The sequence below is a fragment of the Betaproteobacteria bacterium genome, from assembly GCA_009377585.1.
Classification (GTDB): domain Bacteria; phylum Pseudomonadota; class Gammaproteobacteria; order Burkholderiales; family WYBJ01; genus WYBJ01.
In genome coordinates this window covers 20,733-41,444 of sequence record WHTS01000029.1, presented here as the reverse complement: position 1 = coordinate 41,444, position 20,712 = coordinate 20,733, and the positions used below count along the sequence as shown (strand labels likewise).

Below are 20,712 nucleotides of genomic sequence, written 5' to 3'. Positions count from 1 at the left end.
CGCGAGGCGCGGATCGAGCAGCGCGAGGCGCGCAATGGGGCACGGCTGCCGATTGTCGCGCTCACCGCGAACGCCATGGAAGGCGATCGCGAGCGTTGCCTGGAATGCGGCATGGACGAATACCTGTCGAAGCCGTTCAAGGCGCCTCAGCTCTATGCCATTCTCGCGCGCTGGCTGCCCGCGGGCGAGCCACGGCCGAAGCCGTCCGAGCCTGCGCCGCCGCCTGGGCTCGCAGCCGCAGCCAAGACGCTCGAGATCAACGCGATCGCGCAGATTCGCGCGGCGGGCGGATCCGACGCCGATCGTCTGCTGGAGAAAGTGCTGCGGCTTTACTGCGATTCCGTGCCGCAGATGCTCAAGTCGATGCAGGAAGCCGCCGGCAAGGGCGATTGCGTCGCGTTGCAGCGCGCGGCGCATGCGCTCAAGTCGAGCAGCCACAACGTGGGCGCGGTGCGCTTCGCATCGCTGTGCCGCGATCTCGAGACGGCCGCGCGCGCGGGGCAGGTCCGCTTCGATCGGCTCTCGGCGCTGGAGTTCGAATTCGATTCGGTGCGCAGAGCGTTGGAGCGCGTTGCGTGAGTGCGGCGGGGGGTGAAGGGTGAAGGGTGAAGGGTGAAGGGTGAAGGGTGAAGGGTGAAGACGGGCCACGGGTTCAGGCGACTTTCCCCTCTTCACCCTTCACCCTTCCCGTTGCACCCTTCACTCCATTCCCGCGCTGTTCGTCGCTTTGCATTTCGGCAGGCAGATGCGCCCCGATCAACTGCACCATCTGGGCGAACACCTTGGGCGTGCCGGCGATGAGGTTGCCGCTATCCATGTAGCCGTCATTGCCTTCGAGGTCGCCGACCAGGCCGCCGGCTTCGATCACGAGCAGCGCGCCGGCCGCGATGTCCCACGGCGCTAAGCCGAACTCCCAGAATGCGTCCAGGCGCCCCGCCGCCACGTAGGCGAGATCGAGCGCGGCCGCACCCGCGCGCCGCACGCCGGGTGCCTTCTGCATCACCTCGCGCAGGATGGCGAGGTAGGTGTCGATGTGCTTGAACTGCCGGAACGGAAAACCCGTGCCGATCAGTGCGTCGCCCACCCGTGCGCGCTTCGATACACGAAGCCGGTGGTCGTTGAGAAACGCACCGCGTCCGCGACTGGCGGTGAAAAGATCGTTGCGGTTCGGATCGTACACCACTGCCTGCGTGAGCACGCCGCGATGCATGAGCGCGATCGAAACCGCGTACTGCGGAAAGCCGTGCAGGAAATTGGTCGTACCGTCGAGCGGATCGACGATCCAGACGTACTCCGAGCGGCCGGTGGCGCCGCCTTCCTCTGCTAGAATCGCATGCGCCGGATAGGCGCCGCGCAGCGTCTCCACGATCGCGTGCTCGGCCTCCTGGTCGACCTCGGAGACGAAGTCGTTCACGCCCTTGGCGCGCACGGTCAGCACGTCCAGATTGCGCGTTGCGCGGTTGATCACGCCGCCGGCACGGCGCGCGGCTTTCACCGCGGTGTTGAGCATGGGATGGATGGTGTTCACGTCGTTGCGACTGCGTTCGGCCCGCGGCAATGCGAAGCCGATTCTAACAGGCGCGTTCGTCACGTCCGGAGATCCGTGCGATGGATGAATTCGCAGCGCTTGCGCGGTTCGATTGTAGCGTGCTGAGGTCGGACGAGCGGGGAGCAGCGTGCGGTGGATGAATTCGCAGCGCTCGCGCGCATTCGCGTCGTCCTGTGCGAACCGAGCCACCCGGGCAACATCGGCGCCGCTGCGCGCGCGTTGAAGACCATGGGGCTTGCGCGGCTCGAATTGGTGCGGCCGCGCCTTTATCCGCATCCGGACGCCGACGCGCGCGCAACGGGTGCGCTCGATGTGCTGCACGCTGCGCGCTGCCACGATACGCTTGACCAGGCGCTGGCCGCGGCGACGCTCGTCTGCGGGCTGAGCGCGCGGCGGCGCGATCTGACGCCGGAAGTCGCCGATGCCCGCATGGCGGCGCGCGAGATTGCGGCGCACTGCTGCAACGGCGAAGCCGCGATCGTGTTCGGCACCGAGCGCGTGGGACTGAGCATCGATGCGCTCAGCCGCTGCCAGCGCCTCGTTCGCATTCCGGCCAATCCCGCGTATCCGTCGCTCAATCTCGCTGCGTCGGTGCAGGTGATGGCCTACGAGCTGCGTTGTGCCTGCTTGGAAGCCGGGGCAGCCGCGCAGCCGCAGCGCAGCGTCCTCAATCCGGCGAGCCACGAAGAGGTCGAGCGGCTGGTCGAGCATCTCGAGCGCACGATGCGCGCGACCGGGTTTCTGCATCCCGATCGGCCGGGGCGCCTGGTGCAGCGCATGCGCCGGCTGCTGGCGCGCGCGCGGCCGGAGAGCGAGGAAGTGGCGATTCTGCGCGGATTCCTGCGCTCGGTGAGCGAGCGCGAGCCGCATTGAACCGGGATTCCGGTTCGCGGCGCGACGCCGACAATGCATTGAGCCGAATCATTCCGATTCACGGGGAAGCCGCCGACATTACATGGAACGAGTGACTCCGGTTCGCGGGTTGGCGCCGCGATTGAAACGGCGGTTAAACTAGCCGCCTTTGCGCACACGGCCCGACGTTCCGCCTCGCGGAGATCGTTCATGTTCGACCGGCTACGAGAAGACATTGGCGTGGTTTTCGAGCGCGACCCCGCGGCGCGCAACGCCTGGGAAGTGCTGACGTGCTACCCGGGCCTGCATGCCATCGCGCTGCATCGGTTGTCGCACCGAGTGTGGAACGCAGGTTTCAAGTGGCTCGCGCGTTTCATGTCGCACCTGGGCCGCTGGCTCACCGGTATCGAAATCCATCCGGGTGCGCAGATCGGCCGGCGCTTTTTCATCGATCACGGCATGGGCGTGGTGATCGGGGAGACCTCCGAGATCGGCGACGACTGCACGCTCTATCACGCGGTCACGCTGGGCGGCACGACCTGGAACAAGGGCAAGCGCCATCCGACGTTGGGCGCCAACGTGGTGGTGGGGGCGGGCGCGAAGATTCTGGGACCGATCAAGGTCGGCGCCAATGCCAAGGTCGGATCGAATGCGGTCGTGGTGAAGGACGTGCCGGCCGGGACCACCGCGGTGGGAATTCCGGCGCGCATTCTGGAGGAGCCTGGCTCGGGGTCAGCCGGCTTTGCCGCCTATGCGGTAAGCCGCGACATGAACGATCCGCTGGCGCAGGCCATTCACCGCCTGGTCGACCAATGCACCGAATACGACCGGCGCATCGCGCAGCTCACCGCCGCGCTGCGCAAGGCCGGCATCGCGGTCGACGACGCGCCGAACGGTCCCGAAATCGACCCGAACTATCTCGATCGAATTGTTGACTAACTTGCTTGGGAACTCTATAGTTGAGCGCATTGATCAACTATAGCGGTCCGGTGAAAACGTTATCGTTTTCTTCGTAAATTCAAAGCTCAAGCGAGGTGTAACGATGCGATTGACCACCAAAGGGCGGTTCGCGGTCACAGCCATGATGGACCTCGCACTGCGCGGAGACAGCGGGCCGGTGACGCTCGCCGAGATCAGCGCGCGACAGGGGATTTCCCTTTCCTATCTGGAACAGTTGTTCGGCAAGTTGCGCCGGCACGCGCTGGTCAATAGCGTGCGGGGGCCCGGCGGGGGCTATCGGCTCGCCAAGCCGACCGCCGAGATCGCGGTGGCCGACATCATTCTCGCCGTCGACGAGCCGATCGACGCCACGCAATGCGCCGGCAAAGAAAACTGCCAGGATGACCACAAGTGCCTGACGCACGACCTGTGGGCCAACCTCAATACGCACATTTTCAATTACCTGCGCTCGGTCACGCTGGCCGAGCTGGTACGCAATCATCAGGCGGGCGGGGTTTCGGTGATTCAGGTGACCGAGCGGCGCCCAGGCACAGCGCCGGCCGTAACGGCTTGACGGGCCCAATATTTCCAAGCGAAAACGACTATGGCAATCACACTCACGGAAAGCGCGGCAGTCCATATTCGCAAGCAGCTCGACAAGCGCGGGCGCGGCGTGGGGCTGCGCCTGGGCGTCAAGCGGGTCGGCTGCTCGGGGCTTGCCTACACCATGGACTACGCCGACCAGGTCGGCGACGACGACGTGGTGTTCGAGTCGCACGCGGCGAAGGTCGTGATCGGGCGCGACGCCCTGGCGTATGTGGACGGGACACGCGTCGATTTCCGCAAGGAAGGTTTGTCCGAGTCGTTCAGGTTCGACAACCCGAACGTTTCCGCCACCTGCGGCTGCGGCGAAAGCTTCAGCGTGGAAAAGAATGCGAGCACATTGGCATGAGCGCAGTTCTCAATGACTTGGTGAACCGGCCTTACGATGCCGGCTTCGTCACCGAGATCGAATCGGAAAACGCCCCGCGCGGTCTTTCCGAGGAGACCATTCGGCTCATTTCGGCGAAGAAGAACGAGCCCGACTGGCTGCTCGAGTTCCGGCTCGGCGCCTATCGCCACTGGCTTACGATGACAGAGCCCAGGTGGCCGAACGTGCATTACCCGCGGATCGATTTCCAGGACATCATCTACTACGCCGCGCCCAAGGCGAAGAAGCTGAAGAGCATGGACGAGGTCGATCCCGAGCTCATGCGCACGTTCGAGAAGCTGGGGGTGCCGATGAACGAGCGCGCCGCCCTGGCGGGCGTCGCGGTGGATGTGATCTTCGATTCGGTGTCGGTTGCGACCACCTACAAGAAGAAGCTGGCCGAGGTCGGCATCATCTTCTGCTCGATCTCGGAGGCGGTGGCGAACCATCCCGAGCTCGTGCGCAAATACCTCGGCAGCGTCGTGCCGTCGAGCGACAACTATTACGCAGCGCTCAATTCCGCGGTGTTCACCGACGGCTCGTTTTGCTACATCCCCAAGGGCGTGAAGTGCCCGATGGATCTGTCGACGTACTTTCGCATCAACACCCAGGACTCGGGTCAATTCGAGCGCACGCTGATCGTGGCCGAGGAAGACGCCTCGGTGTCCTACCTCGAAGGCTGCACGGCGCCGAAGTTCGATACCAACCAGCTGCATGCGGCGGTGGTCGAGCTTGTTGCGATGGACAACGCCGACATCAAGTACTCGACGGTGCAGAACTGGTACGCCGGCGATGAGAACGGTCGCGGCGGCATCTTCAACTTCGTCACCAAGCGCGGGCTGTGCAAGGGCGCGAACTCGAAGATTTCCTGGACGCAAGTCGAAACCGGGTCGGCGATCACCTGGAAGTACCCGAGCTGCGTGCTCCTGGGCGAAAACTCGATCGGCGAGTTCTACTCGGTGGCGCTCACCAACCACTATCAGCAGGCCGACACCGGCACCAAGATGATCCACATCGGCCGCAATACCCGCAGCCGCATCGTGAGCAAGGGAATCTCGGCCGGGCGCTCCAACAACAGCTACCGCGGGCTGGTGAAGGTGGGCACGAAAGCCGACGGCGCACGCAACTACTCGCAGTGCGATTCGATGCTGATCGGCTCCAATTGCGGCGCGAACACCTTTCCGTACATCCAGGTGCAGAACCCGAGCGCGAAGGTCGAGCACGAGGCGACCACGTCCAAGATCGGCGAGGACCAGCTGTTCTATTTCGCGAGCCGCGGCGTCGGCGCCGAAGAGGCCGTTTCGATGATCATCAACGGCTTCTGCAAGGATGTTTTCCAGCAGTTGCCGATGGAGTTCGCGGTCGAGGCGACCAAGCTGCTGGGTCTGAAGCTGGAGGGCAGCGTCGGATGATCAGGCAAGACGCTCCGATTCTGCTGGAGGTGCGCGATCTCGATGCCAGCATCGGCGCTCGCGCGATCCTCAAGGGCGTGAACCTCACCGTGCGCGCAGGCGAAGTGCATGCCATCATGGGGCCGAACGGCTCGGGCAAGAGCACGCTCGCCAAGCTCCTCGCCGGCCATCCGACTTACCAGGCGAGCGGCGGCACGGTACGCTATCGCGGCGAGGATCTGCTCCCGATGGCGCCTGAAGCGCGCGCGCAGGCGGGCCTTTTCCTCGGCTTCCAGTACCCGGTCGAGATCCCGGGCGTGTCGAACGCGCAGTTCCTGCGCCTTGCCTACAACGCGGTGCGGTCCGCGCGCGGCGAGGACGAGCTCGATCCGCTCGAGTTCGACGACCTCGTGCGCGAGAAGCTTGCGATGGTGGCGATGGACCCGAGCTTTCTCGAGCGCAACGTCAACGAAGGGTTCTCGGGCGGGGAGAAGAAGCGCAACGAGATCCTGCAGATGGCGCTGCTCGAGCCTGTGGTCGCGCTGCTCGACGAAACCGATTCGGGCCTGGACATCGATGCGCTGCGCGTGGTGGCCGGGGGCGTCAATGCCCTGGCGAGCCCCGACAAGGCGATCGTCCTGGTCACGCACTATCAACGTCTGCTCAACTACATCGTGCCCGATTACGTGCACGTCATGGAGGGTGGGCAGATCATCAAGACCGGTGGGCGCGAGCTTGCGCTGGAGCTCGAAGCGCGCGGTTACGACTGGGTCCGGGCGGAGTACGAGCGCCGGGAGGCAGCTTGAATCCCATGGCGGCGACCGGCAGCAGCCCTTTCCTGACCACCCTCCTCGCCGAGCGGCCGCCCGCCGGGTCCGAGTTCGAGTGGTTGAGCCGCTTGCGCTCGCAGGCGCTCGAGCGGGCCAATGCGCTGAGCGTGCCGAGCACGCGCGACGAGGAGTGGCGCTTCACCGACCTGTCTGCGCTCACGCGGCTCTCGTTCCAACCGGTACGCTCGGCCGGTGCGCTGGACGCCGCGGATTTGCGTACGCGGTTCATCCCGGAAGCGTGCGCGCGACTGGTGTTCATCGACGGCGTGTTTGCACCGCAGCTCTCCGAGCTTCCGGCCGTGGGCGGGGTGCTCGTGTCCGAGCTGCGCGCGGCCATCCATTCCAGCCGCGCAGCGGAACTGGAAGCGCACCTCGGCAAGCTGGCGCGCATCGATGCGAATCTTTTCGCCGCGCTCAATACCGCGTTCCTCGATCACGGCGCAGTGATCGTGCTCGATGCCGATGCCGCGCTTTCCGCGCCCGTGCAGATCCTGCACGTCGCCACCCGGCGCGAGCGAGCGCATGCAATCTATCCGCGCACGCTGCTGATGGCAGGGGCGCGCAGCCGCTGCACGCTGATCGAAGATTTCATCGCTACCGAAGATGCCGGCTATTTCGCCGCCCCGGTCACCGAGATCGTGGTTGCGCGCGAGGCCTCGATCGAGCACGTGCGGCTGCAGCGCCAGGCGCCTGGTGCGTTCGATCTCGGTACCTGCGCCGTTGCGCAAGCCGCCGGCAGCCGCTACCAGGCGGCGAACGTCGTGCTGGGCGCACGGCTGTCGCGGCTCGACTGGCACGTGGCGCACGAAGGCCCGGGTTGCGAAACCGTGCTCGACGGGCTGACGCTGATCGGCGCGCGCCAGCTCGCGGATACCCACAGCATGGTCGATCACGCCCATCCGCAAGGGCGGCTGCGGCAGCTGTACAAGGCCGTTGCGAGCGGTGGCGCGCATGCCGTATTCAACGGCAAGATCCTGGTCCGGCAGGGTGCGCAGCGTACCGATGCGGCGCAATCGTGCCGCGGCCTGCTGCTCTCGGCGCGCGCGCAGATCGACGCCAAGCCGCAGCTCGAAATCTTCGCCGACGACGTCAAGTGCGCGCACGGCGCGGCGATCGGCCAGCTCGATCCCGAGGAAGCGTTCTACCTGCAATGCCGGGGTCTATCGGCGCAGAAGGCGCGCAACCTGCTGACGTATGGCTTTGCCGCCGAGGTGATCGAGCGCATCCCGGTGGCCAGTGTCGTGCGCGAGCTCGAACGCGCACTGGTCGAACGCACCGTGGAGGTCGCGTGAGCTCCAAACTCGCCACCACGCCCGGTCCGCGCGCCGACGAGCTCGGCTTCGATGTCGAGCGCATCCGCGAGGATTTCCCGATCCTGCGCACGCGCGTGAACGGCAAACCGCTGGTCTTCCTCGACAACGCCGCTTCCAGCCAGATGCCGCAAGCGGTGATCGACCGCTACGTGCGCTATCGCTCGAGCGAGCACGCGAACATCCACCGCGGCGTGCACCATCTTTCCGAAGTCGCCACGCGCGAGTACGAAGCGGTGCGCGGGCGCGTGCGCGCCTGGGTCAATGCGAGCGAAGAACGCGAAATCATCTACACCAGCGGCACCACCGATTCGATCAATCTCGTCATGCACGGTTACGGGCGCAAGTTCATCGGAGCCGGCGACGAGATCATCCTGTCGGTGCTCGAGCACCATTCCAACATCGTGCCGTGGCAGATGCTGGCCGAGGAGAAGGGCGCCCGTATCCGCGTCATCCCGTGCAACGATGCCGGCGAGCTCCTGATGGGCGAGTATCGCAAGCTCTTCAGCGACAGGACCCGCTTCGTCGCGGTCACGCACGTATCGAACGCGCTCGGCACGGTGAATCCGATTGCCGAAATGGCCGCGATCGCGCACGGCCACGGCGTTCCGGTGCTGGTCGATGGCGCGCAGGCCGCACCCCATCTGCCGGTCGATGTGCAGGCGCTCGACTGCGACTTCTATGCCTTCTCGAGCCACAAGATGTGCGGGCCGACCGGTGCCGGAATCCTCTATGGGAAAGCGCGCCACCTGGAAGCGATGCAGCCCTTCCGCGGCGGCGGCGACATGATTGCGTCGGTCACTTTCGAGAAGACCACCTACGCGCCGATCCCGCACAAGTTCGAAGCGGGCACCCCGGCCATCGCCGAAGTGATCGGCCTGGGGGCTGCGATCGACTACCTGAACGCGATCGGTATCGGTCAGATCAAGGCGCACGAAGACGAGCTGTTGCGCCACGCCACCGACCGGGTCGGCGCACTGCCGGGTGTGCGCATCATCGGAACCGCCAGGGAAAAGGCGGCGGTGCTGTCGTTCGAGCTCGACGGCATCCACCCGCACGATGTCGGCACGCTGCTCAACGAGGAAGGTGTCGCGGTACGCACCGGGCACCACTGCGCGCAACCGGTGATGCGGCGTTTCGACGTGCCGGCCACCGTGCGCGCGTCGTTCGCGTTCTACAACACGCTGCCCGAAATCGACACCCTGGTTGCTGCAATCAGGAAAGTGCAAAAGGTTTTCGCAGGATGAGTGCCGCCAACCACCTCTACCAGGAAGTCATCCTCGACCACAACCGCAAGCCGCGCAACTTCGGCAAGCTCGTCGACGCAAGCCACCAGGCCGAGGGACTCAATCCGCTGTGCGGGGATCACCTCTGGGTATATCTGCGCCTGAAGGACACGCAAGTCGAGGCGATCGGTTTCGAGGGCCAGAGCTGCGCCATCTGCAAGGCCTCCGCATCGATGATGACGCATGCGGTGAAAGGCAAGAGCGTGGCCGATGCGAAAGCGCTCGCGCAGGAATTCCGTGACATGGCGCTGGGCCGGCTCGACACCGACTCGGGTGAGCATCATCTCGGTCGCCTCGAGGTGTTCGCCGGCGTGCGCGACCTGCCCACCCGGGTTAAGTGCGCGATCCTGCCGTGGCACACCTTGCATGCGGCGTTGAATTCGCTGGCGCAGGCGTCGACCGAGGGTGAGGCCGATCCGGTTCCAGGATCGGGAGTGGAGCAAGCTTAAGCCATGCCCAGGATCGCCGAGATCGAGGGGACGCCCAACCCCAACGCGAAGAAGTTCATCCTCAGGGAACCGCTCACCTGGGGCATCTCCCGCGCGTACGATAACGCCGAACAGGCGCAGGAAGATCCGCTCGCGTCGCAGCTGTTCGCCATCGATAACGTGACCAACGTCTTCTATGTCGATCACTGGATCACGGTCACGCAGGACGGAGAAGCCGAGTGGCCGGAGCTCCTGCGCAAGCTCGCCGAGCCCATTCGAAGCGCGCCCTCGGCGGAGATCCAGTCGGAGCAGCAATACGGCACCACGACGTTTACGCCGAACGTCGAGGAGATGACGCCGGGAGAGCAGGAGCGTTTCGCCCGCATCAACGAGCTGCTCGACGAACAGGTGCGGCCCTACCTGCAGGGCGATGGCGGCGACTTGTACGTGGTGGGCTTGAAGGGCAACATGCTCGAAGTCCACTACCAGGGTGCATGCGGCAGCTGCCCCAGCTCCATCTCGGGCACGCTCGCCGGCATCGAAGGGCTCGTGCGCTCGATCGAGCCGGATATCGAAGTGGTCGCCGTCTAGCGAGCTTCCAAAAGATGGCCGGCCGCTCGCTCCCTCACTTGCAGTGCGCGCATCGGCATGCAGGCCGATGCCGTTCGGTCGGCGCGGACCATGGTCCGCGAATTCCCGCCCTCACCCCCCAACCTCTCTCCCGGAGGGAGAGGGGAGCATCGTGTGGAAAGCGGCTTGTCAGCCACTTTCCGGATCGTCAATAAACGGTCCCGGCTCGCGCGATGGCCGACTGGGTCGATGTCGCAGCCGCGGACGAGCTCGGTCCGGGGCAGGTCCGAGTGGTCGACGCCGACGGCACAATGATCGCGGTCTTCAATATCGAGGGCAGCTACTATGCCATCGAGGACGTCTGCACGCACGACGGCGGGGAGCTCGCGAGCGGGACGCTGGAGGGCGACCAGATCGAATGTCCGCGCCACGGCGCGCGCTTTTGCGTGCGCACCGGCGAGGCGCTGAGCGCGCCGGCTTACGAACCGACGGCGACGTTTCCGGTGCGCGTCGAAAACGGCATCGTCCAGGTTCGCGACGACCGCTGGGACTGACGCATGGATACGCTCACTCACGCCCTGTCGGGGGCGCTGATGGCGCGTGCGGTCGTTCCGGCGCGGCCGGCGTACGCGACCCGGGCCGATTGCGTAGCGCTCGGCTTTCTCGCCGCCGCCTTTCCCGATTCCGACGTCGTGCTCTCTTACGTCTCGCCGCTTGCCTATCTGCATTACCATCGCGGCGTCACGCACTCGCTTCTGCTGCTGCCGCTGTGGGCGTTCTTGCTGGCGTGGGTCTGGTCGCGGCTGCGCCGCAGGCGCGAGGCATTCCGCAGCTATCTGCTGGTGGCCGTGCTCGGCATCGGCATGCATATCCTGGGTGATCTGATCACGTCCTTCGGCACCATGATCTTCGCGCCGCTCACCGATCTGCGGGTGGCGTGGAATACAACTTTCATCATCGACCCGTGGCTCAGCGGCATCGTCGCGATCGCACTACTCGCGGCTGCGCTTTTTCGCGGCTCGCGCATACCCGCGCTCCTGGGGGTGGCCGCCCTCTGCGGCTACATCGGATTCCAGGCGCTGCAACGGCAACGGGCAATCGATGTCGGCGAAGCGCACGCACGCTCGCAAAGCCTCGAGCAAGCATCGGTGAGCGCACTGCCGCGCCCGGTGTCGCCGTTCAACTGGATGGTGATCGTGGACACGCCGGGGACGTATCACTACAGCTTCGTCAACTTGCGGCGCTCGCAAGTCAGGCAGATCGGAGCGGATGACGGCTTCATCGCGCGGCTCGATGCGCCGTATCGTCCGGTCGCGATGGCGCGCTGGGAAACCGTGACCAAGCTCGGCGACGGCGTGGATCGAGCGCTGGCCGAGCAGGCGTTCCAGCAACCCGCGTTCCGCTTCTTTCGCTGGTTCGCGGCCTACCCGGTGCTGGCGGCCGTCGAGCGCGGCAACCCGTCCGAGTGCGTATGGTTCCAGGATTTGCGCTTCCTCACTCCGGGGCGCGACGGCTGGCCGTTTCGCTATGGGATGTGCCGGGAGAACTCCGGTCCCTGGCAGCCATACCAGGCACTCGCTCCCGGCGAGAGCATCGCGCTGTCGCGTTGAATCTGCCAGCGCATTCTTTCATCGCGCAGGGGCCGATGTACCGTTGCCTGCTGGTTCGAACCCGCAGACCACACCACCCCGGCGCTTCGCGCCACCCCTCCTCCTGAGAGGAGGGGAGATACAAACACCCTTCCTCTCCTGAGAGAAGAGGAAATACAAACTCCCTTTCCTCTCCTGAGAGGAGGGGAAATACAAACACCCTTCCTCTGTTGGAAAAAGGATATCCAGCATTCTTCCCCTCCTGGCAAGGAGGGGCTGGACGCGACAATGTCGCGGACGGGGTGGTCCGGCGACCCGCAGCGGTGTCTCGTCCCTGATCGCTTCCTCTCCTGGCAAGGAGGAGTTTGGACGCGACGATGTCGCGGACAGGGTGATACCGCAGTGGTGTTGCCAGCACCTACTCGAACAAATTCAGCACGCCGTCGAGACCGACGTAGTCCAGGCAGTGAGTGGTGGCTTGTCGCACCGCCGGCTTGGCGCGAAAGGCAATCGACACGCCGGATTCCTGCAAGAACGGAAGGTCGTTCGCGCCATCGCCGATCCCTATCACCTGGCTGCGCGTGAGGCCAAGCGAGGCGCGTATGCGCACGAGCTCGGCTGCCTTGCCGTGCGCATCGACGATCTCGCCCAGCAAGCGGCCGGTCAGTTTGCCACCGACGACCTCCAGCCGGTTGGCGCAAGTGAAGTCGATCGCCAGGCGAGCCTTGAGCCGCTCGGTGAAGAAGTCGAAGCCGCCCGAAACGAGCAGTGTGCGAATCCGCTGCGCGCGCAGCCCCTTCAGCAGGCGCTCCGCGCCCGGCGTGAGTTGCAGCCGATCACGGTAGACCCGCTCGAGCGCGTCTTCGTCGAGCCCCGCGAGCAGCTGCACCCGCCGGCGCAGGCTTTGCGCATAGTCCAGCTCGCCGCGCATGGCCGCCGCGGTGATCGCCGCGACCTCGGCCTTGATGCCCTGCATGTCGGCGATCTCGTCGATGCACTCGATCGAGATGAGCGTCGAGTCCATGTCCATGACCGCCAGGCCGAAATCGGTGAGCCGCCGGCCCGTGGGCACATAGGCATGATCGAGCTGCGCGCGAGCACACAAAGCCGTGACATCGCCGTGCGGCTGAGCTTCGTCTATCCGGAAAGCATTCGGACCGATGCGCTCGATGCGCTTTCCGTCTGTGAGCTTCGCCAGCGCCTTGAGATCGGCCGTGGCGACTTCGGCGCCTTGAATGACGAGATTCGACATCGAGGTTGAGGCTGGTCAATCAAGTATTCTACGGGCTTGGCCCGCATGCAGCCACGTCCTTCCGGACGATGGCGGCGCAATTCTTGTGTGCCAGACTTGCGGCTGCGGTGCACTTGCCAGTAGCGGCGGCCCGACGAGGGAGGCGGAAGCGATGGCCGAGGAAGTCCAGCCGAGGCGATTCAAGGATGTCCTGAACGCGGAGATCGACCTCATCGCCGACGCGCGCAGCAGCTGCGGACTCGGAGCCGAGATGGTCGAGCCCCCTGCTTCCGACGACGAGGCGGCCGCGGCAAATCGGGCCCGCAGTGCGAATCTCGTTGGCCTGGCATTGTCCGGAGGTGGCATCCGCAGCGCGACTTTCAATCTCGGCATGCTGCAATCGCTCGCCCGATATGGATTGCTCACGCGCTTCGATTACCTGTCGACGGTATCCGGCGGCGGCTATATCGGCGCCTGGTTGTCCGCGTGGGTCCATCGCCATCCGCAGGGTGCGCGCGGTGTGCAACAGGCGCTGCGCGACGGCGTCGTGGGCGAGAAGCCGGAGCCGCCGCAGATCGGCTGGCTGCGCGACTATAGCAACTACCTCGTGCTGCGGCTCGGTTTCTTCAGCGGTGACAGCTGGTCCACCATCGCGATCTACCTGCGCAACCTGTGGCTCAACCTCACGCTGATCGTTGCGTGCCTCGGATTCGCGCTGTTGGCTCCGAGGTTGCTGATTCATGCGCTCGACTGGATACCCGGCATCTGGTTCGGTCCTATCGGGATCGGTTCGATCGCCGTGTCGGTCGCCTGCATTCTGCTCAATTCCAACGTCGACAATCCGCATTGGCGCTTATTGCGCATCCAGCCTGGCGTGCTACTCGCCATCGTTGCGCCCGGAACGATCGCGGCTTTGTTTCTGGCGCATGCGCTGATCGTCGACTTTCCGCTGGCGGCCGCGATGCGAACGTTCATTGCGTCGCTGCGCGAACCTCTGTTCACCGTGGCCTCGATGTGGCCATCGTCCTGGTGGCCCCGGTCGGCTTCGCCGGAAGCGCTTTGGCCGCAGGCGCTGTGGCCGAATCCGCAGCCGATGCACATGGCCTCATGGATACTTTCCGGCGCCTTCGTGTACACGCTGCCCTGGGCACTGGGCGCGGCCGCGAGCCTGTTCTTTCCGGCGAGCGGCCGCTTCCGCTGGGACTACGTGGTGTTGTGGGCGCCCTTTGCCGGCGCCTTGATCGGCTGGATGTGCTACGGCTATTCGGTCGTCGGCCTGCAGGTGGCGGTTTCGTATTGGGAGGCGTCGTCGTGGCTCATCACGGCGTTCGGCGTGCCCGCGTTTCTGAGCATCATAGCCTTCGGCCTGGTGCTGCACATCGGGCTGGTGAGCCGCGGTTTCAGCGAGGACGTGCGTGAATGGTGGGGACGCCTGGGCGGCTGGGCGACGCTGGTGATGTTCGCCTGGGGGATCGGCTTCGCGGTGGTCATCTATACGCCCGCGGTCATGGACTGGGCAGGGCAATGGATGGCAGCGCTCAGCATCGGCTGGATCACGACTACGATCGTGGGCGTGCTGCTCGGCCGGACGGCCTCGACCACGGTGCTGCGGCCCGGGCGCATCCTGGAGTGGATCACGGCGGTGCTGCCCTACGTCTTCGTCGCGGGGCTGATCATCGCGGTTGCGATCGGGATGCATTGGGCGCTCGCACCCGATCCGCTGCTGTGCACTCCGGATGCCGTCGCAGCCGAAGCAGCCTCGGCAGCCGCGCCGTCGGGCGGCGTACCGCCGCCGCCGGAGTTCTCGCAGCATGCGGCCGTGGCTTATTGCGAGCTCGCGCTGACGCGCATCGTCGAACTGGCGCTGCTGATGTTCGGGCTCGCCGTGCTGGCGATCGTGCTCTCGTCCCGGGTCGACGTGAACGTGTTCTCGCTGGGGCCCCTGTACCGCAACCGCCTGCTGCGCTGCTATTTCGGCGCCAGCCGGACGGTTCGGCGCCCGCATCCGTTCACCGGCTTCGACCGCGAAGACGACATCGCGCTTGCCGACCTCGCCAGCTCGAAGCAGCGGCCGTATCCGATCGTCAACACGGCGATCAACCTCACCACCGGGCAGAAGCTCGCCTGGCAGCATCGCAAGGCCGGCTCGTTCGTCTTCACGCCGCTGTACTGCGGCTATCAGATGCCCGAGGAAGGGAGCTCGCGCTGGATCGGACGCTACTGCGCGACACAGGATTATGTGAGCGGCGTATCGCGCTTCAGACGCAAAGGCTCGATCGCCCTCTCGAACGCGGTCACCATCTCCGGGGCGGCTGCAAGCCCGAACGCCGGCTATCACTCCTCGCCCACGGTCGCGTTCCTGCTCACCGTGTTCAGCGTCCGGCTCGGCAGCTGGTTCCAGAATCCGCGCCGGCCCAAGGTGTGGGCGAGGCCGGGTCCCAGCCAGAGCTTGCGGCCGTTGCTGAGCGAATTGTTCGGGCTGTCGAACGATAGCAGCGACTTCGTCTACCTGAGCGACGGCGGGCACTTCGAGAATCTCGCCATCTACGAGCTGGTGCGCCGGCGCTGCCGCTTCATCGTCGCCTGCGATGCGAGCTGCGACCCCAGGAGCACGTTCGAAGACCTGGGCAACGCGATCCGCAAGTGTCGCATCGATCTCGGCGTCGACATCGAGATCGATACCAGCGCGCTCGTGCCCCAGGGCGATGCGCGCGTAAGTCCGCACCATTGCGCGCTCGGGCTCATCCGTTACGATCGCGTGCAGGCACGCGCGGGCAGCGTGGGCTACCTGCTCTACATCAAGACGACGCTATGCGGCGCCGAGCCGCAGGACGTCGCCCAGTATCGCAACGAGCACCCCGAGTTTCCGCACCAGACGACGGTCGACCAGTTCTTCGACGAGCCGCAGTTCGAGAGCTATCGCCGGCTCGGGCTGCACATCGGCGACACCGTGCTGCAAAGTGCGGTCGCGCGCGCCCGCAGCGAGGAGCCGCGGGCGCAGGACGTGACGCGCGACAACGATGACGCGGACATCGACATCGAGCGCTTGTTCAAGGAGCTGCGCCAGCGCTGGTATCCGCGCCTGGCGCTGGCCGAAGGCGCGGTGACGCGCCACGGCGATGCGCTCGACCGCATTCTCGATCACATTCGGTGCGATGAAAGGCTGCGCTTCCTCGATCGCCAGCTCAATCCCGAATGGCCATATCTCGAGCACAAGGTCGGCGCTCAATCCCATGCTCAGCCCTGGCTGCCCAACGACGTGCTGGCGTTGCGCGCAGCGTTCTACCTGTGCGAATCGATCATCCAGCTCATGCAAAGCGTCTACATCGACGTGAGCCTGGAGACGACTTACGACCATCCCGACAATCGCGGCTGGATGAACCTCTTTCGCCGTTTCGCTGCGGCCGGCATGGTGCGCGTCACCTGGGCGGTGTCGAGCGCATCGTACGGCGCGCGCTTCCAGAGCTTCTGCCAGCACCACCTCGGGCTGGGCGATCCGGATGTCACGATCGACGCCGAGCTGACCGTGGCACAGCTGCACCACGAGCGCACCGAGGTCCTGGCGAGCGTGCTGGAAGGCAACGTCATCGAGGCTCTGCATCGCACCGGAGAAGTCGTCGCTTCGGACCAGGTCGTGCGTTTCGCCTTGACGGTGCGCAGCGCGCTCGCGGGCACATCGGAGCAATCGACCTTCGGCTTTCCGGTCGCGTTCGCGGTGTTGCGCAGTCAGGCCGAGCGTCCCGGCCACTGGGGATTGCGCTATTTCCGCGTGGCCGACCACCTGCAGCGCATGGGGGTGGGATGGTCTTCGCTGCTCGCGCTGCTCGCCGCCTATCCGGGTACGCGGCTGGACCTCGCAACGCGAGCGCCGGAGCTGCGCGGCGCCAATGCGGTCGCCGACCGCGAGCGCTTCGAGCGCATGTTCCGTGCCGCTCGGCGCATCAGCTCGCGCGCATCGCAGCCTGCGCCTGGACCGGCCTTGCAAGCTCGCGAAACGCTTCCTTGATCGCCGCAATGCGAACCGCGATATCGCCGGCCGGAATCGCGATCCTCAGGCGGTCCTGGCCCGCGAAGCGGTAGTTGCGGCGGGTCTGGACGAGCTGGATCACGCGCGCCGGATCGATATCGGCGTGACGACCGAACTGCAGCTGCACGATCTCGGAGCCGGCGTCGATGCGCGTGATGCCCAGCGGTGTGCCCAGGATGCGCAGGCGGTGCATCTCGATCAGCACCTGCGTGGGCAGCGGCGTCAGGCCGAAGCGGTCGATCAGCTCCTCGGTGATCTCGTCGAGCGCCTCGACGCTCTCGCAGCTCGCCATGCGCTTGTACAGCACCAGGCGCTCGTGCACGTCGCTGCAGTAGTCGCTCGGCAGCAGTGCGGGACAGTGCAGATTGATCTCGGTGGCGATCCCGAGCGGCTCGGTGAGATCCGGTTCCTGGCCGCGCTTCAATGCCTGCACCGCGGACTGCAGCATGGAAGCATAGAGATTGAAGCCGACCTCGGCCATCTCGCCGCTCTGGCCCTCGCCCAACACTTCGCCCGCCCCCCGGATCTCGAGGTCGTGCATCGCGAGATAGAACCCGGAGCCCAGCTCCTCCATCATCTGGATGGCTTCCAGGCGCTTGCGCGCCTGCGTGGTGATCGCCTCTTCGTCCGGGATCAACAGATAGGCATACGCCTGATGATGCGAGCGTCCGACCCGACCGCGCAGCTGATGCAGCTGGGCGAGGCCGAAGCGGTCGGCACGGTTGATGACGATGGTATTGGACGTCGGGATGTCGATGCCTGTCTCGATGATGGTCGTGCACAGCAGCACGTTGAAGCGCTGCTGGTAGAAATCGCGCATGACCTGCTCGAGCTCGCGCTCGCGCATCTGACCGTGCGCAACCCGGATGCGTGCTTCGGGCACCAGGCGCGCGAGCGATTCCTCCTGGCGCTGGATGGTGTCGATGTCGTTGTGCAGGAAATACACCTGGCCGCCGCGCTTCAGCTCCCGCAGCAACGCCTCGCGGATGAGCCCCGCGCTGGTAGGCGAAACGAAGGTTTTGATAGCGAGCCGCCGCTGCGGTGCCGTGGCGATGACGGAGAAATCGCGCAGCCCTTCTAAGGCCATGGCGAGCGTGCGTGGAATAGGCGTGGCGGTGAGCGTGAGCACGTCGACTTCCGCCCGCAGCGCTTTCAGCCGCTCCTTCTGGCGCACGCCGAAACGATGCTCCTCGTCGATGATGACGAGCCCCAGCTGCTTGAATTTGATGTCCGGTTGGATCAGCTTGTGGGTGCCGACGACGATATCGATCTCGCCGCGGCCGAGACCCTGCAGCGTGCGCGCGACTTCCTTGCCGGAGCGGAAGCGTGAGAGCTCGGCGATTTTCACGGGCCAGTCGGCGAAGCGATCGGAGAAAGTCTGGAAATGCTGTTCGGCGAGCAGCGTCGTCGGCACCAGTACCGCGACCTGGCGGCCGTCCATCACCGCGACGAACGCGGCACGAAGCGCCACCTCGGTCTTGCCGAAGCCCACGTCGCCGCAGACCAGGCGGTCCATCGGCTTGCCGTCCTGCAGGTCGTACACCGTGGCCGTGATGGCGGCGGCCTGGTCGGTCGTCTCCTCGAACGGAAACGCATCGCAGAACGCTTCGTAGTCGTGCGGCTTCAGCTTGAAACTGTGACCCTTGCGCGCGGCACGTTGCGCATAGAGATGCAAGAGCTCCGCGGCAGTGTCGCGTACCTGCTGCGCGGCGCGGCGCTTGGCCTTCTCCCATTGCCCGCTGCCGAGCGTGGAGAGCGTGACCTGGTCGGCCGCGGCGCCGGCATAGCGCCCGATCAGGTGCAACTGCGTGACCGGCACGTAGAGCTTGTCGGCGTTGGCGAATTCGAGCATCAGGTATTCGCTCGCGCCGTCGCCGAGATCGAGCGTCTGCAGGCCCTGGTAGCGGGCGATGCCGTGGCCTTCGTGCACCACCGGGTCGCCGATGCGGATCTCGGACAGATCGCGCACCATCGCTTCGCTGGAAATGCGCTTGCCGACTTCGCGCGCGGCACGCGTGCGAGCCTGCGCGGCGTAGAGCTCGTTCTCGGTGACGATCGCGATGCCGTCCGCGTCGAGCACGAAGCCGCCAGCAAGCGGCGCCACGCCGAGCATCGCCTTGGCGTCGTGAGCGCGAAACGCTGCATAGTCGGCGCAAGTCGGCAGGCGCAGGCCGTACTCGGCGAAGTAGGCTGCCATCGTCTCGCGCCGTCCGAGGCTGTCGGCCGCGACCAGGACGCGGCCTTCGACGCGCTCGATGAACGACTTCAGCCGTCGCAGCGGATCGTCGGCACGCCGTTCTACCGCGATCTGCGGCAGCGGCGCGGTCGGGCACGCGATGGTCGCGCGCGCCTGTGCAGGTTCGGCCTGCACTGCGGAGGCATCGGCGGCCGGAACGTCGGGCTCGATGCGCGTCTGTGCAGGCTCGGCCTGAACTGCGGAGGCCGCGACGGCCCGCGTGTCGAGCTCGATACGCGCGAACGGCTTGATCGCGCCGAACAGCTGATCCTGCGCGAGGAAGAGCTCCGCCGGCTCCAGCAACGGCCGGTCGGGGTCGCCGCGCATGAGCGTATAGCGTGCGTGCGTGTCTTCCCAGAAGCGCGCGATCGATGCGCCGATGTCACCGTGCACGCACAGCAGCGTGTCGGCCGGGATGTAGTCGGTCAGCAGCGCCGTCTGCTCGAAGAACAGCGGCAGGTAGTATTCGATGCCAGCCGGCACGCCACCGCGGCCGATCGCCTTGTACAGCTCGCGCTTGGACGGGTCGCCCTCGAAGCGCTCGCGAAAGCGGCGCCGGAAGTACGCGCGCGCGTCGTCGTCGAGCGGGAACTCGCGCCCCGGCAGCAGGCGCACGTCATTGACCTTGTAGATCGTGCGCTGGGTGTCGACGTCGAACGTGCGCAGGCTCTCGATGTCGCGATCTTCCAGATCGATGCGGTAGGGCAGCGCGCTGCCCATGGGGAAGAGATCGATCAAGCCGCCGCGCACGCAATACTCGCCCGGCGCGACAACCTGGGTGACGTGACTATAGCCGGCGAGGGTGAGTTGAGCGCGGAAGCGCTCGAGATCGAGCGTCTGTCTCTGTTTGAGGAAGAACGTGCGTCCGGCAAGATATTCCGCCGGAGTGAGCCGGTAGAGCGCGGTGGTGACGGGCACGGTGATCACGTCGAACGCCCGCTGCGTCATGTGGTAGAGCGTGGCGAGACGGTCGGACACCAGGTCCTGGTGCGGCGAGATCTGGTCGTAGGGCAGCGTCTCCCAATCCGGAAGCATGAACACCCGCAGCTTCGGCGCGAAGTAGGGCAGCTCCTGGGTCAGGCGCTGCGCGTCCGCGGCGCCCGCCGTGAGCACGACCAGCGGCCGGCCGCTCGCCGCAAGCTCCGCGAGCGCAAGCGCGTCGGCCGAGCCGGCGAGCCCGGAATAACGATGCCGCATGCCGGCGGCGGGCGGGGGAGCACTGAGTATCATGCTTCAGCCAACGGATGAGGCGCCGAGGCGTCAGGCGCAAGCTCGCATCGGGACGACGCCAGCGGCTGCGATTATATCGTCCGCCTTGCTCGATCTCCCCGCACTCCCGTTCTCCGGAAAAGGGGCCAGGCTCGCTTTTCCAGGGAAAGAGGAAAAGGGGCCAGGCTCGCAAGAGAAAATAATCGAGCCTGGCCCGGAGCCTGGCCCCTTTTTCCGGGCCCCTTTTTCCGCGGGCGGTATACTGGCCCGCGGTTCCACGCCAGGGTGCTTCGTT

General features: G+C 65.8%; 15 protein-coding genes and 2 pseudogenes (1 of these 17 cut by a window edge). 14 read left to right on the top strand and 3 right to left on the bottom strand.

Annotated features, from left to right (window positions below):
* Nucleotides 1-579 (top strand): annotated as a pseudogene (locus tag GEV05_11885) (response regulator) (it extends 1,296 nt beyond the left edge of the window).
* A gap of 73 nt (nucleotides 580-652) precedes the next feature.
* Here the strand turns inward: GEV05_11885 and GEV05_11880 are convergent.
* Nucleotides 653-1,519: an inositol monophosphatase gene (locus GEV05_11880; protein MPZ44083.1), complete on the bottom strand. Its 867-nt coding sequence runs from the start codon at nucleotides 1,517-1,519 to the stop codon at nucleotides 653-655.
* 162 nt (nucleotides 1,520-1,681) lie between these two features.
* On the opposite strand from GEV05_11880, the gene GEV05_11875 reads away from it, so the two are divergent.
* The 12 genes from GEV05_11875 to GEV05_11820 all read left to right on the top strand — a co-directional run bounded on the left by GEV05_11875 (nucleotide 1,682) and on the right by GEV05_11820 (nucleotide 11,735).
* Nucleotides 1,682-2,422 carry a TrmJ/YjtD family RNA methyltransferase gene (locus tag GEV05_11875; GenBank protein MPZ44082.1) on the top strand — a complete coding sequence of 247 codons (741 nt, stop codon included), beginning with the start codon at nucleotides 1,682-1,684 and terminating at the stop codon, nucleotides 2,420-2,422.
* A gap of 189 nt (nucleotides 2,423-2,611) precedes the next feature.
* Nucleotides 2,612-3,340: a serine O-acetyltransferase gene (gene cysE / locus GEV05_11870; protein MPZ44081.1), complete on the top strand. Its 729-nt coding sequence runs from the start codon at nucleotides 2,612-2,614 to the stop codon at nucleotides 3,338-3,340.
* Between the two features lie 103 nt (nucleotides 3,341-3,443).
* Entirely contained in the window at nucleotides 3,444-3,914 is a 471-nt protein-coding gene (gene iscR, locus GEV05_11865) for a Fe-S cluster assembly transcriptional regulator IscR (GenBank protein ID MPZ44080.1), read from the top strand.
* Nucleotides 3,915-3,944: 30 nt separating this feature from the next.
* Nucleotides 3,945-4,292 carry an iron-sulfur cluster assembly accessory protein gene (locus tag GEV05_11860; protein MPZ44079.1) on the top strand — a complete coding sequence of 116 codons (348 nt, stop codon included), beginning with the start codon at nucleotides 3,945-3,947 and terminating at the stop codon, nucleotides 4,290-4,292.
* Entirely contained in the window at nucleotides 4,289-5,722 is a 1,434-nt protein-coding gene (sufB, locus tag GEV05_11855) for a Fe-S cluster assembly protein SufB (protein MPZ44078.1), read from the top strand. The genes GEV05_11860 and sufB overlap by 4 nt, the downstream gene beginning before the upstream one ends.
* Nucleotides 5,719-6,507: a Fe-S cluster assembly ATPase SufC gene (gene sufC, locus GEV05_11850; protein MPZ44077.1), complete on the top strand. Its 789-nt coding sequence runs from the start codon at nucleotides 5,719-5,721 to the stop codon at nucleotides 6,505-6,507. The genes sufB and sufC overlap by 4 nt, the downstream gene beginning before the upstream one ends.
* A 5-nt stretch (nucleotides 6,508-6,512) precedes the next feature.
* A complete protein-coding gene (gene sufD / locus GEV05_11845) occupies nucleotides 6,513-7,823 on the top strand; it encodes a Fe-S cluster assembly protein SufD (protein MPZ44076.1) in 1,311 nt (436 codons plus the stop codon).
* Entirely contained in the window at nucleotides 7,820-9,088 is a 1,269-nt protein-coding gene (sufS, locus tag GEV05_11840; protein MPZ44075.1) for a SufS family cysteine desulfurase, read from the top strand. The genes sufD and sufS overlap by 4 nt, the downstream gene beginning before the upstream one ends.
* On the top strand, nucleotides 9,085-9,576 hold the full coding sequence (locus GEV05_11835; protein MPZ44074.1) for an SUF system NifU family Fe-S cluster assembly protein: 492 nt from the start codon (nucleotides 9,085-9,087) through the stop codon (nucleotides 9,574-9,576). The genes sufS and GEV05_11835 overlap by 4 nt, the downstream gene beginning before the upstream one ends.
* A 3-nt stretch (nucleotides 9,577-9,579) precedes the next feature.
* Nucleotides 9,580-10,146, top strand: a complete 567-nt coding sequence (locus GEV05_11830; GenBank protein MPZ44073.1) for a NifU family protein — start codon at nucleotides 9,580-9,582, stop codon at nucleotides 10,144-10,146.
* 212 nt (nucleotides 10,147-10,358) lie between these two features.
* On the top strand, nucleotides 10,359-10,679 hold the full coding sequence (locus GEV05_11825; GenBank protein MPZ44072.1) for a Rieske 2Fe-2S domain-containing protein: 321 nt from the start codon (nucleotides 10,359-10,361) through the stop codon (nucleotides 10,677-10,679).
* A gap of 3 nt (nucleotides 10,680-10,682) precedes the next feature.
* Nucleotides 10,683-11,735 (top strand): metal-dependent hydrolase, encoded by a 1,053-nt coding sequence (locus GEV05_11820; GenBank protein MPZ44071.1) that lies wholly within the window; start codon nucleotides 10,683-10,685, stop codon nucleotides 11,733-11,735.
* A 397-nt stretch (nucleotides 11,736-12,132) separates the two neighbouring features.
* Here the strand turns inward: GEV05_11820 and serB are convergent, their stop codons facing one another.
* The gene (gene serB, locus GEV05_11815; GenBank protein ID MPZ44070.1) at nucleotides 12,133-12,966 is read right to left on the bottom strand and encodes a phosphoserine phosphatase SerB; all 834 of its coding nucleotides are present in this window, start codon (nucleotides 12,964-12,966) and stop codon (nucleotides 12,133-12,135) included.
* Between the two features lie 151 nt (nucleotides 12,967-13,117).
* On the opposite strand from serB, the pseudogene GEV05_11810 reads away from it, so the two are divergent.
* Nucleotides 13,118-13,438, top strand: a pseudogene (locus GEV05_11810) (hypothetical protein).
* Nucleotides 13,439-16,886: 3,448 nt separating this feature from the next.
* Here the strand turns inward: GEV05_11810 and mfd are convergent.
* A complete protein-coding gene (mfd, locus tag GEV05_11805) occupies nucleotides 16,887-20,438 on the bottom strand; it encodes a transcription-repair coupling factor (GenBank protein MPZ44069.1) in 3,552 nt (1,183 codons plus the stop codon).
* Nucleotides 20,439-20,712 lie beyond the last annotated feature (274 nt).

Bases quoted from the DNA above. Each gene is read 5' to 3' on its own strand.
- GEV05_11825 (MPZ44072.1), top strand. From the start codon at position 10,359: ATGGCCGACTGGGTCGATGTCGCAGCCGCGGACGAGCTCGGTCCGGGG.
- GEV05_11830 (MPZ44073.1), top strand. From the start codon at position 9,580: ATGCCCAGGATCGCCGAGATCGAGGGGACGCCCAACCCCAACGCGAAG.
- sufB (MPZ44078.1), top strand. From the start codon at position 4,289: ATGAGCGCAGTTCTCAATGACTTGGTGAACCGGCCTTACGATGCCGGC.
- sufC (MPZ44077.1), top strand. From the start codon at position 5,719: ATGATCAGGCAAGACGCTCCGATTCTGCTGGAGGTGCGCGATCTCGAT.
- serB (MPZ44070.1), bottom strand. From the start codon at position 12,966: ATGTCGAATCTCGTCATTCAAGGCGCCGAAGTCGCCACGGCCGATCTC.
- cysE (MPZ44081.1), top strand. From the start codon at position 2,612: ATGTTCGACCGGCTACGAGAAGACATTGGCGTGGTTTTCGAGCGCGAC.
- sufD (MPZ44076.1), top strand. From the start codon at position 6,513: ATGGCGGCGACCGGCAGCAGCCCTTTCCTGACCACCCTCCTCGCCGAG.
- GEV05_11835 (MPZ44074.1), top strand. From the start codon at position 9,085: ATGAGTGCCGCCAACCACCTCTACCAGGAAGTCATCCTCGACCACAAC.
- GEV05_11860 (MPZ44079.1), top strand. From the start codon at position 3,945: ATGGCAATCACACTCACGGAAAGCGCGGCAGTCCATATTCGCAAGCAG.
- mfd (MPZ44069.1), bottom strand. From the start codon at position 20,438: ATGATACTCAGTGCTCCCCCGCCCGCCGCCGGCATGCGGCATCGTTAT.
- GEV05_11820 (MPZ44071.1), top strand. From the start codon at position 10,683: ATGGATACGCTCACTCACGCCCTGTCGGGGGCGCTGATGGCGCGTGCG.
- iscR (MPZ44080.1), top strand. From the start codon at position 3,444: ATGCGATTGACCACCAAAGGGCGGTTCGCGGTCACAGCCATGATGGAC.